Genomic DNA, 6,759 nt, shown 5'->3' on the forward strand with positions numbered 1-6,759 from the left:
AGTATGCGACGCCGTCGGCTGCTCGCGCTCGCGGGGACTGGTCTGGCCGGCGGACTGGCGGGGTGTACCGCCGGCTACCAGGGGGACACAGAAGCAACCGAGGACGACAACCCAGCGACGCCGACGCCAGGCCGCGGCAACGGCGTGGATTTGCCAGTCTCCCCTGCCGAGATTTATACCGCTATCCCGGAAGACCGCATCGCAGCCATCACCGATCCCGCCTTTGCCAACGACTGGAGCGGGCTGGATATCCCCCCAGATGCGGAACTGCAGGGGCTCGCAGACGAGACCGCTGTCATCGGCATCGAGCGAGACGGTCGTGCGCGGGCCTACCCACTGGCAATCCTCGACTGGCACGAGATAGTCAACGACACGTTCGGCGGGCCGCTGTTGGTTACGTACTGCCCGTTGTGTGGCTCGGCGGTGGTTGCCGAGCGGACCGCGGGCGGCAAGGCGACGACATTTGGCGTGAGCGGCAAACTGTGGCGCAACAATCTCGTCCTTTACGACGAGCGGACGCGGTCGCTGTGGAGCCAGCTACTCGCGACGGCCATCCAGGGTGAGCTGACCGGCGAGCGGTTGACGCTCGTCCCGTCGACGTTCACCTCGTGGGGGACGTGGCGCGATACGCACCCCGAGACGGGGGTACTGTTGCCGCCGCCACACTCGAATACGGTGCGCGGCCGGGGCGCGACAGAGCCGTACTTTGACTCGAAGTACAACTACGAACAGGAGGACCAGCTCGTCGGCTACGACAGTGCCGACGGCGACCTGACGCGCCGGACGCTCGTGGTCGGCGTCACAGCCGACGGCATCGCCCGCGCGTACCCGTTCCCGGTCGTCCGCGAGGAAGAGGTCGTGCTCGACCGGGTGGGCGACCGGCCGGTCGTCGTGACCCATACGCCCGACGGCGGGCTCGTCGCCTACGACCGTCGGGTGGATGGCCGGACGCTCACGTTCGCGGCCGACGGTCCAGCCCACCTCAAGAGCGGCGACACGCGGTGGGAGCGGGCGACCGGCCAGGGGGTGTCGGGTCGCTTCGGGGGCCGAGAACTCGCCAGCGCCTCGCCGGTCCCCGCGCTGTTCTGGAGCGCCTGGGCCGATTTCTACCCCGAGACCGAAGTGTACGGGATGGACGTTGAAGCCTGATGAGCGGAGGTCGGTGAAACCCTCGGTCGGTGCCATGTTCTGGCGGTCGGGCTAAATACACAGCGCGTATCTGCACGGACCATCCGGACGGTTGAACCGTCTACATCAGTCGGTGCAGAGGGTGGGTTTAGCGTGGTAATGCATGCAGATCGCCTGAGTACCCCTTGCGGAACTGCTACCCTGCTGGAGGAAGTAGAGAATCACACGGCAGACTGATTTCTGAGGCACCTGTTACTGCTATCGTAAACTGGTGGGAACCTACCACATGATTCCTGGGTTCGTTCAACTCGGTGCACTGGCGGTACTGCTTCAAATGGTAGTTATTACCGCCTTCTACGGATATCTCAGGTGGCAAACTCCTGCCCCATCGGCTGGAACACGTACACGCGTCAATCGGATTCTTGCCAGTGGTGTCGTCCTCGTCGGACTCGGGCAACTCGCCGCGTTAGGCGCTGTCGGCTCTCTTCGGACTGCTCCGCTCCTCTCGTTGCGACAATCAGCCATTATTACCGACGCCGGGTTCATCGGTGTGCTTATTGGGTACGTCGTGACCGTGGCTGGCTTCATTCTGTACATCCGGGCAACTCCCTGAGTAGCCTTTGTATCGACCCGCTCAACAGGGGATGCGTGATAGGTTGTTCTTACCTTCGATAGTTACAGACCACAGCAAGATACACACGCCGTATCCGACACGCCGTTCGTATCACCCATAACGGATTTTCGTCGGATCAATCACAGGTGCTCGATGAGTTCGACGCGGACGCCCGCAGGGTCCGTCAGGAACGTGATGCGCAGGTCGCCGAACGTCGTCGGCGCCATCACGAACGGAACCTCCTCCACCAACTGTTCGTGGGCGGCGTCAACGTCCGGGACGACGAACCCGTAGTGGAGGAAGCCCGTCGGCACCTCGTCGACGAGCCCCGCGGCCTCGTAGGGCGCCTCGTCGAAAATATAGACGAGCTTGTCCGCGACCGACAGCGCGACGTGGTTGACGGCCGTCGCGCCGGTGCCCTCGTCGGCGCTGCCGCGGTCGATTACCTCGCCGCCGAACCGCTCGCGGTAGAACCGCTCGGCCGTGGCCAGGTCGTCGGTCTTGAGCGCGATGTGGAAGAACGACTCCGGCTCCATATCGGGGGCAGACCCGGTCGGCACAAAAGCGTGGGCCGGTCGTGTGTCGAGCGGCCGCCGGTCGCCGGGCGCGGGACGGCCGGGCTCAGGGGTTGAACGGCGACCGCTCGGTCAGCGACCAGCGCAGCGGGGTCCCGTTCGGCAGTTCGACGGTCCGGTCGACGTGTATCTCAACCAGCCGCTCGGCGCCCTCGTGAGCGGCCACGCGGGCCGCGTCCCAGACGATGTCCGCGCGGCCGGTCGCCTGCAGCGTCCGGCCGTCCGCGAAGTCGACCGCGAGCAGTCCGACCCGGCCGTCGGCCTGGACGTTGCCGAGCGTGCAGAACATGTTGTTACCCGGATAGTCGGGGTAGACGACGGTGTCGCCGTCGACGTCGACGAAGCCAGGGTCGCCGCCGCGGTGGGAGGCGTCGGCGCCGGCCTCGGGGTGGACGCTCCCGATGAAGAACGTGTCCGTCGACCCGAGCCACTCGCGGTGGGCCGGCGCGAGTCCGTCGGCGACCGATTGCTCGCCCGCATCGGCCGTCTCGACCCGCTCGAAGGCCCGCTGCTGGATGTACTTCGGGCAGTTGGGGAACACCTCCTCGGTCGCGAGGTCGAACCCCGGGCTCGTGGGGCGTGACGGTCCCGTTGGGCCGGAGCCGGTTCCGTGTCCGCGGGTCGACCAGCAGGACGCCGGCCTGCATCCCGGCCCGGAGGTGGGTGGCGAGCGGGTCACCCGGCGGTGGGTCAGCCGCGACCCGGACTGTCCGGTCGTCGACGACGGAGATGAACCCCGGCTCGCCGGTCACGAAGGAGGTCCACACCCGGTCGTCGCGGTCAACCGACCTGACGACCGCGTGGGGCTGGTCGGCGATGAGCCCACGCACGGCCTCGTCGTCGGGGACGGACCGATCGACCATCCCCGCCAGTTCCGCCGCCCGGTCGCGGACGCCCGCACGCCGCTGGACCGCGCGCTCGCCGTCGTGGTACGTCCAATCACCCTCGCGTGACATCTGCTCAGTGGATAGGTGGGCCGCCTGACGGGAAACAGCTCGGTCACTCGCAAGTAACCGCGTCGCTGGCCACCCCGACCGGGGGAACAATCAATACGAGACCGTTCATGGAGATGGTATGAAGGTCGCCCTGATAGGTGTGGGACAGGCCGGCGGAAAGCTGGCTGAGGCCCTCGCGACCGACGAGCGCGGCCGGCGGGCGGTGACGGACGTGCTGGCCGTCAACACCGCCACGGTGGACCTCCAGCCGCTCGGCATCGAGACGCTGCTCGTGGGCGAGGCGCGCGCAAACGGCCACGGTGTCGGCGGCGATAATGAACTCGGCGCCCGGGTCATGAACGAGGATGTCGCCGAGGTGGTTGAGGAGGTAGATGTCGGCCCCGAGTGTGACGCGCTCCTGGTCGTCGCGGGGCTTGGCGGCGGCACCGGCTCCGGCGGCGCCCCGATTCTCGCCCGCGAGCTCTCGCAGGTGTATGACCGGCCCGTCTACGCGCTGGGCGTGCTCCCGGGCCACGACGAGGGGGCGCTGTACCAGAGGAACGCCGGCCGGTCGCTGAAGACACTCGCCCGCGAAGCCGACAGCGTCCTGTTGGTCGACAACGACGCCTGGCGATCAGCTGGCGAGTCGCTCGACGAGGGATTCACAGCCATCAACGAGCGTATCGCGGATCGGATTGGACTACTGCTCGCAGCCGGTGAAGGGGTCGCGGCGACGGAGGCCGAGAGCGTCGTCGATGCCTCTGAGATTCACAACACGCTCCGCGGGGGTCGGCTGGCTGCCGTCGGCTACGCCTCTGCCGAGAGCAGCGACCAGGCGGATGAGAACGTCACCGCAATCACGTCGGCGACGCGCAACGCGCTATTGACAGGGACGAGTCTACCGGACGCGACGACGGCCGCGGCCGCGCTGCTCGTCGTCGCTGGCGACCCCGAGCGGATTAGCCGGCGGGGTGTCGAGGCCGCCCGTTCGTGGCTCGGCGACGAGACCGGGACGATGCAGGTCCGGGGCGGGGACGCACCGGTCGACTCCGACCGGCTGGCGGCGCTGGTCCTGCTGGGCGGCGTCGAGCGGTCCGACCGCGTGCAGTCGTTCCTCGACCGGGCGAGTGATGCCGCCGACCGCGATACCGGCGAGGACGCCACCGAGTCTGTGACAAGCGACGATCTCGACGGGCTGTTCTGAGTCGGGGCGACCAAGATGGGGAGCGGGGTGACATCCTCGCCCGCCCTAAAGGGCGGGGCTTCCTACAAGGGAAGCCTCGCGTCGAGGGAGGTTTCAGGACTGAAACGCCGCAAGCGTCGTCTGTCCGGGTTTCGGACTCGGCGTGCGGTGTCCTGTGGTGCTGTCACAAGCACTCCCGTCCCGAGGCGAGTCATCGCCCGTCGGTTTCAGCGACAGGCTCTCTCCCCACGGGTCGAGGCGGCCAGCGATGTTGGCCGCCGCGTTGATGTCTGCTTGATACTCCGTCACCCAACAGTCGGCGTTCGTACATCGGAACGCCGCCTGCGAACTGCGCGACCCGATGTGGCCGCAGGCGTGGCAGGTCTGGGACGTGTACGCCGGATTCACCGTCCGCACCGGAATCCCGGCGTCACGGGCTTTGTCCTCGATACGCCCCTGCAACCGAGCGAACGCCCAGTTGTGGAGCCGGCGGTTCATCCACGTGCCGTAGTCGAGATGCTCACGGATGGACGACAGGTTTTCGAGAACGATAACCGGGTTCTCGAACTGACGTGCGTGCTCAACGGCCTGTCGAGACGCCTTCTCGACAATATCAGTCAAAGCGTTCTGGTAGTGGTCGACCCGTTCATCGACCCGCCACTCAGCGGCGTCACGCTCTTGGAGCCGTTTGAGCGTGGTGTGCATCTCTTTGCGGAGGTGTCGGGCGCGACCGCCGTCGAACAGCATAGGTCGCTCGGAGTATCATCCTGGCAGGCACAGCCCGTCAGGAGGTTGGATTCACCGATGTCGAACCCGACCGGAGTCGGACTATCCGGCTCCTCTGGGTCCGCAACCTCGTACTCGACGGTGACGTGAAGACACCATGTCGTTCGATGGTCTTGCAGTCGGAACTCGCCGACCGACACATCTCCGTCGAGCAGACCGTCCCACAACTCCCGCTGAGCGGGGTTGATGCGGAGCGGAATCCAGAAGGCGTTGCCACGCCCGGCCTGCGGAACGCGCCAACAGTACTCATGTTCGCGTTCCACGGAGTGGTCAAGACGCCACCCGCGGTTTGTGAACCGAACGGGGTGGTCATCATGCAACTCTTCGGCGTTGTACGTCGAACGGAGTTGGGGGACGTAGTTCTTGAGCGCGTCCTTGGCGTAGGACGTGAGGGTGTAGCCGGTGACACGTAGCGAGCGGGAGCCCACCCCTTTAGAGGTGGACATAGGCGACAGCATAGCCCACCAGTCCACGCGCTACGACTCGTCTGGATGGTCCACCGCGTCCAACCCCGCTTCGATAATCTCCCGATAGGCTTCCCTGAGGCTCACGTCCTCCTGTTCGGCATAATCTTTCACGCGCCCATTCAGTGTGTGCGAGATGTCGATGGTCGGTCGCATCGCCCGTGTCCGAAGGATACTCCGACGTAGAACTACAAATGTCTGTTGTCGTGCGGCGAACCAACACGTTCGCAGTACGACCGCTCTCCGCACAGGACGAGCAACTGCTCCGCGAGCTGTTGGACGCCGCCGCCAGCCTCTGGAACGAACTCACCTACGAGCGTCGCCAGCACTTCTTCGACGGCGAGAGTGTGTGGGATACCGCCGACTACCGCACACAGTACGTCGGCGTCCTTGGCTCCGCCACCGCCCAACAGGTCATCCGCAAAAACAGCGAGGCGTGGCGCTCGTTCTTCGCTGCTCAAGAGGCCGGCGAGGACACCGCTCCGCCCGGCTACTGGGGCAACGAGGATGAGGGGCGAGAGTTGCGGACGTACATCCGCAACGACCAGTACACCCTCGAAACCGGCGAGCGGAGCCGGCTCGAAATCCCGGTCGGCCAAGACCTCAAAGACGAGTACGGGCTTGGCTACCACGACCGACTGCGCCTCGAAGTCGCTGGCGACCCGAAATGGGAGGGCGAACAGGGCCGGTTGGAACTGTACTACGACGAGGTGGACGACACGTTCAGGGCCATTCAACCCGTCACCGTGCCTGATTCTCGACGGGATTCACCACTAGCCGAGGAATCGGCTGCCTTGGACGTGGGCGCGAACAACCTCGTCGCCTGTACCACCACGACCGGCCAGCAGTACCTCTACGAGGGGCGCGACCTGTTCGCCCGCTTCCGCGAAACCACCGAGGAGATTGCCCGCTTGCAGTCCAAACTCCGCGAGGGCCGGTACAGTAGCCGACGTATTCGACGCCTCTATCGCAAGCGGACGCGACGACGCGACCACGCACAGGACGCGCTCGTCCGCGACTTGATGGAACGACTGTACGACGAGGGTGTTGCCACGGTGTACGTGGGCGACCTCAC

General features: G+C 65.9%; 7 protein-coding genes and 1 pseudogene. 4 read left to right on the forward strand and 4 right to left on the reverse strand.

Annotated features, from left to right (window positions below):
• Positions 1-3 precede the first annotated feature (3 nt).
• On the forward strand, positions 4-1,149 hold the full coding sequence (locus ABEJ63_RS05615; RefSeq protein ID WP_375795372.1) for a DUF3179 domain-containing protein: 1,146 nt from the start codon (positions 4-6) through the stop codon (positions 1,147-1,149).
• A gap of 732 nt (positions 1,150-1,881) precedes the next feature.
• Here ABEJ63_RS05615 and ABEJ63_RS05620 read toward each other — a convergent pair.
• Complete coding sequence (locus ABEJ63_RS05620; protein WP_375795373.1) at positions 1,882-2,277, reverse strand: VOC family protein; 396 nt, start codon at positions 2,275-2,277, stop codon at positions 1,882-1,884.
• 85 nt (positions 2,278-2,362) lie between these two features.
• On the reverse strand, positions 2,363-2,857 hold the full coding sequence (locus ABEJ63_RS05625) for a pyridoxamine 5'-phosphate oxidase family protein (protein WP_375795374.1): 495 nt from the start codon (positions 2,855-2,857) through the stop codon (positions 2,363-2,365).
• A gap of 31 nt (positions 2,858-2,888) precedes the next feature.
• Here ABEJ63_RS05625 and ABEJ63_RS05630 point away from each other — a divergent pair, with 31 nt between their 5' ends.
• Both ABEJ63_RS05630 and ABEJ63_RS05635 read left to right on the forward strand, forming a co-directional pair.
• On the forward strand, positions 2,889-3,269 hold the full coding sequence (locus ABEJ63_RS05630; protein WP_375795375.1) for a hypothetical protein: 381 nt from the start codon (positions 2,889-2,891) through the stop codon (positions 3,267-3,269).
• Positions 3,270-3,390: 121 nt separating this feature from the next.
• Positions 3,391-4,455, forward strand: coding sequence for a cell division protein (locus ABEJ63_RS05635; RefSeq protein ID WP_375795376.1), 1,065 nt, complete (start codon positions 3,391-3,393; stop codon positions 4,453-4,455).
• A gap of 93 nt (positions 4,456-4,548) precedes the next feature.
• Here the strand turns inward: ABEJ63_RS05635 and ABEJ63_RS05640 are convergent.
• Both ABEJ63_RS05640 and ABEJ63_RS05645 read right to left on the reverse strand, forming a co-directional pair.
• Positions 4,549-5,627, reverse strand: a pseudogene (locus ABEJ63_RS05640) (RNA-guided endonuclease TnpB family protein); the annotation flags it as partial.
• Positions 5,628-5,696: 69 nt separating this feature from the next.
• The gene (locus ABEJ63_RS05645; RefSeq protein WP_375795377.1) at positions 5,697-5,840 is read right to left on the reverse strand and encodes a hypothetical protein; all 144 of its coding nucleotides are present in this window, start codon (positions 5,838-5,840) and stop codon (positions 5,697-5,699) included.
• A gap of 38 nt (positions 5,841-5,878) precedes the next feature.
• Between ABEJ63_RS05645 and ABEJ63_RS05650 the strand changes: the two genes are divergently transcribed.
• Positions 5,879-6,759 (forward strand): transposase (locus ABEJ63_RS05650; RefSeq protein ID WP_375795378.1); only part of this gene is annotated, 881 nt, incomplete at its 3' end.

The sequence above is a fragment of the Halosegnis sp. genome (assembly GCF_042216475.1).
Taxonomy (GTDB): Archaea; Halobacteriota; Halobacteria; order Halobacteriales; family Haloarculaceae; genus Halosegnis.